The sequence below is a fragment of the Burkholderia alba genome, assembly GCF_034721475.1.
GTDB lineage: Bacteria > Pseudomonadota > Gammaproteobacteria > Burkholderiales > Burkholderiaceae > Burkholderia > Burkholderia alba.
This window is the reverse complement of sequence record NZ_JAWJWL010000095.1, coordinates 1-3,650: the sequence shown is the minus strand read 5'-3', so window position 1 is coordinate 3,650 and position 3,650 is coordinate 1. Positions and strand designations below refer to the sequence as shown.

The window sequence follows — 3,650 nt, the reverse complement described above, 5'->3', positions numbered from 1 at the left end:
GGTCGATTGTTCCAGTCGACCGCCCCCAACGCGAAGCTGCGTAGTGTTTCGCTGATCGCCACCGCTGTTCTCTCAGTATTATTAAAACCGAATTGGACAGAAAGGCAATCGGGGCCACATCAGGAATAGCCTCATCACCACGTCTTTTCGATGAGGAAGGATAGCAAACTCGCAGATACAAATCGGAAATCGGCACACTCTGCGACACGTCTAACCATATTTGACAGATATTCAGTCTGGGGCCATCCAAGTTTTCCGGGAGGACATGCCTTTACATCAGGTTCTTCTGATTTCGATTTCGTATTAATCCGCCCTTGGATATCCAACCAACCCTCTCCTCGCGAGGCCGGCCGCCTTTTCCAGCACCCGAATCGCAATAGTTCAACCGGTTGCGACGCCCCGTCCAAACGAAAAAATCAGTTCCTGCCTCTAAGCACCTTTACCGCCGCCAACCGTGTAGCGAATGTCGACCGCTTCAGTACGGAAACAGGGGAACACTCGACAGATCTCCGAATCGTTGAGACGCGCAATCGCACGCCCCTCGATCGTTCGCAGACGCCGAGCCATCAGTTCTTACTCGGCGATCGGAAACGACACACCATCGCCCTCGGCCTCGCAATATCGCGAATCGAAATAAAGCAGCGCATGGAGCCGATCGTGGCGATCAATGCAAGCCGCCCCATCCAACCGCTCAATTGAACGCCTGCGCCAGCCGACGATCCGCTGCCGACAGTTCCGCCTCGATCCGCAACAAGCTCAAGCCGGACGGGGTGATCGTCGCGGTGCCGAACGTCCGGCCCTGCAGATTGCCGCCACAGCACCTTTTGACCGATAGCGCACCGCACCGCACCGCGTATCGCGTCACGATCCGGCCCTCGCGCCCCGGCTCTCGTACAATAGCCGCCATGAAAGCGTCCCCTTCCTCTCTCCCGCCCGCCCACGCCCGAATCGACCTCGTGCGCATCGGCTCGCTGCTGGTCGCCGCGCAGCCGCCGTGGCCGCTCGATGTCGTCAACGCGACCGGTTCGACCAACGCCGACCTCGCGGCCCAGCTGAAGTCGCTGCCGCGCACGCGCCACGCGCTGCCGCAGCCGATCGTCCGGGTTGCCTACGAACAGACGGCGGGACGCGGCCGCCAGGGCCGCCCGTGGTTCGCGCAACCGGGCAACGCGCTGCTGTGCTCGGTCGCGTGCGTGCTGCCGCGCCCCGTCGACAGCCTCGGCGGACTCAGTCTCGCGGTGGGCACCGCGCTCGCCGAAGGGCTCGCCGCGCTGCCGCTCGCACCGGACCGCGGCATCGCCCTCAAATGGCCGAACGACCTGCTCGGCACCCACACGCACGACGGCGCGATCCTCCTGACCGGCAAACTCGCCGGAATCCTGATCGAAACCGTCTGGCACACCCGTGAAGCAACCGCCGCCGTGATCGGCTTCGGCATCAACGTGAGCGGCGCGGAAGCCGTCGCGGCCGACGTCGCCGCGCTGCGCGAACGCAACGCCGCACAGGTCGGCGCGTTGCCGCCCGACGCGCTCTCCTCCGCGTGGCCCGATGCGAATCTCACCGATACGCTCGCCGCCGCGCTCAACGCGCTCTCGCCCGCGCTCGCGCTGTTCGGCGCGCAAGGCTTCGCGCCGTTCCGGCCGCGCTGGAATGCGCTGCATGCGCATGCGGGCCGCGAAGTCGTCCTGCTCGAACAAGGCGTCGAAATCGCACGCGGCATCGCGACGGGGGTCGACGAGAACGGCCAGTTGCTACTCGACACGCCCGCCGGCAGGCAGGCGATCGCGGCCGGCGACGTGTCGCTGCGCGAACCGGGCAGCCAGCCATGAGCGCGCCGGCGCTGCTGATCGACGCGGGCAACAGCCGGATCAAATGGGCGCTCGCCGATACGCAGGGCGCGCTCGGCGCAAGCGGCGCATTCGAACACGCGGGCGAAGGCGTGCCCGACGATCCCGACTGGTCGGCGCTGCCTGCGCCGCGCGGCGCCTGGATCTCGAATGTCGCCGGCCCCGCCGCCGCCGCGCGCATCGACGCACTGCTGGATGCACGCTGGCCCGGCCTGCCGCGCACGACGATCCGCGCCTGCGCCGCGCAATGTGGCGTCGTCAACGGCTACACCACCCCCGAGCAACTCGGCAGCGACCGCTGGGCCGGCATGATCGGCGCGCGCGCGGCGTTTCCGGACGCGCATCTGCTGATCGCCACGTTCGGCACCGCGACCACGCTCGAGGCGCTGCGCGCCGACGGCCGCTTCACCGGCGGCCTCATCGCCCCCGGCTGGGCGCTGATGATGCGCGCGCTCGGCACCCATACCGCGCAGCTACCGACCCTGACGACCGACGCCGCGACCCGGCTGCTCCACGACGCCGGTCCGCACGGCGCGGACGCGCCGTTCGCCGTCGACACGCCGCATTCGCTGTCCGCGGGCTGCCTGTACGCACAGGCCGGTCTGATCGAGCGCGCGGCGCGCGATCTCGCGGCCGCGTGGCACGCGCCGGTGCGGCTCGTGCTGTCGGGCGGCGCGGCCGACGCGATCGCGCAAGCGCTGACGCTGCCTTACACGCGTCACGACACGCTGGTGCTATCGGGACTCGCGCGGATCGCACAGGCGGCGTGACGGATCAGGCATGATGTGAACAAACGACGGCCCGGGTCACACGGGCGGAGATCGACGGATCAACAACGCTTGGGAGGCTTGACGATGCTGCGCTGGCTGATTGCTGTGCTCTTTCTGGCCAACATGCTTGCGTTTGCCGCGATGCGCGGCATGTTCGGACCGCTGCCCGCCGCCGGCCCCCGCGAGCCGGATCATCTCGCGCAGCAGGTGCGCGCCGACACGGTGCGGGTCACCGCCGTGGCTCAGGCCTCGGACCAGCCGGTCGTCGGCGGTCCGATCGAGCAGCCGACCTTCGATGCCGTGCCGATCGGCGGCGCATCGACGCCGGATGCCGCATCGATGCCGAACATGCCGGCGCCGGGCGCATCCGCACCGACGGCCGGCGCGCCCGCGTCAGCCGCCCAGTAGTCCGGCGGGGCGGCGCACGGCTCAACCCTGTTGCGCGCGGACCTTCTTCAGCAGGGCCGTGGTCGAACGCTCGAACTCGAACGGGATCGCCTGTGCCCGGCCGCCCCAGCCGCGCACGAGCGCGGACTCCGGCAGCGTGTCCATGTCGTAGTCGCCGCCCTTCACCAGGATGTCCGGGCGCACCGCCTCGATCAGCGCGACCGGTGTCTGCTCTTCGAATCCCACCACCCAGTCGACGCATTCGAGCGCGGCCAGCAGCGCCATCCGGTCTTCCTGGCGGTTGATCGGGCGATCGTCGCCCTTGCCGAGCATGCGCACCGACGCGTCGCTGTTCACGCCCACAATCAGGCAGGCGCCGAGCGCCTTCGCGTCGGCCAGGTAGGTGACGTGGCCGCGATGCAGGATGTCGAACACGCCGTTCGTGAATACGACGGGCGTGGGCAGCGACGGACGCAGCGCGGCCAGCGCGTCGCGGGAGATCAGCTTGCGTTCAAAGGAGGCGGGCATCGTGGGTCTCGCTTGATTCGATCGGATATAAATCGGCGCACCCAAAGAAAAAGCCCGCCGGGCTTGCCTGCGGGCTTGGGGGTGCGATACGCGGATCAGGCCGGCTGCGCCGCCGAAC

General features: G+C 68.1%; 4 protein-coding genes and 1 pseudogene. 3 read left to right on the top strand and 2 right to left on the bottom strand.

Features of this window, described 5'->3' with window-relative positions; translation table 11 throughout:
* Nucleotides 1–429: 429 nt before the first annotated feature.
* A pseudogene (locus RZR99_RS32340) lies at nt 430–826 on the bottom strand (DNA adenine methylase); the annotation flags it as partial.
* Nucleotides 827–905: 79 nt separating this feature from the next.
* Between RZR99_RS32340 and RZR99_RS32335 the strand changes: the two are divergent.
* The 3 genes from RZR99_RS32335 (at nt 906) to RZR99_RS32325 (ending at nt 3,025) form a co-directional block, all read left to right on the top strand.
* Nucleotides 906–1,829: a biotin--[acetyl-CoA-carboxylase] ligase gene (locus tag RZR99_RS32335; protein WP_323123762.1), complete on the top strand. Its 924-nt coding sequence runs from the start codon at nt 906–908 to the stop codon at nt 1,827–1,829.
* Nucleotides 1,826–2,617: a type III pantothenate kinase gene (locus RZR99_RS32330; protein ID WP_323123761.1), complete on the top strand. Its 792-nt coding sequence runs from the start codon at nt 1,826–1,828 to the stop codon at nt 2,615–2,617. Before RZR99_RS32335 ends, RZR99_RS32330 begins: the two co-directional genes overlap by 4 nt.
* An 84-nt stretch (nt 2,618–2,701) precedes the next feature.
* Nucleotides 2,702–3,025 carry a hypothetical protein gene (locus RZR99_RS32325; RefSeq protein WP_323123760.1) on the top strand — a complete coding sequence of 108 codons (324 nt, stop codon included), beginning with the start codon at nt 2,702–2,704 and terminating at the stop codon, nt 3,023–3,025.
* Nucleotides 3,026–3,046: 21 nt separating this feature from the next.
* On the opposite strand, the gene rfaE2 is transcribed toward RZR99_RS32325, so the two are convergent.
* Nucleotides 3,047–3,532 carry a D-glycero-beta-D-manno-heptose 1-phosphate adenylyltransferase gene (gene rfaE2 / locus RZR99_RS32320; RefSeq protein WP_323123759.1) on the bottom strand — a complete coding sequence of 162 codons (486 nt, stop codon included), beginning with the start codon at nt 3,530–3,532 and terminating at the stop codon, nt 3,047–3,049.
* Nucleotides 3,533–3,650: the final 118 nt, after the last annotated feature.